Raw genomic sequence first — 325 nt, forward strand, 5'->3', positions numbered from 1 at the left:
CCAAGTCAAAAATTATAACTAAGAAGTTTTTTATGATTCTTAGGATTCTATTGAAAAAGACGATAATCAGTGACATTACAACAAACAAAAACTCTTGTAGAATTAGGCCTATTCGGATAGTTGTTGGTGCATTGGTTAAAAGGTCTGAAGAAAAAATATGAGCATCCGCATCATAAGTGTGAATTCGTACTATACTATCTTTAATTGTATATTCGTTTATATCATTTATATTTGAAAATCTATTTAAAAACTCTTGACCTGAAATTTCTACTTCGTAAATAGGAGATTTTATTATTGCTAAAGAATACACTTCAAACAAATTGGG

At 28.3% G+C, this 325-nt stretch carries 1 protein-coding gene; it reads right to left on the reverse strand.

Annotation, left to right across the window (positions count from 1 at the left end; translation table 11 throughout):
* The coding region (locus tag KVT27_RS24080; RefSeq protein ID WP_217582121.1) for a hypothetical protein at positions 1-325 on the reverse strand (325 nt) is incomplete at both ends.

The organism is Lysinibacillus sp. GbtcB16, from assembly GCF_019091145.1.
Classification (GTDB): Bacteria; Bacillota; Bacilli; order Bacillales_A; family Planococcaceae; genus Lysinibacillus; species Lysinibacillus fusiformis.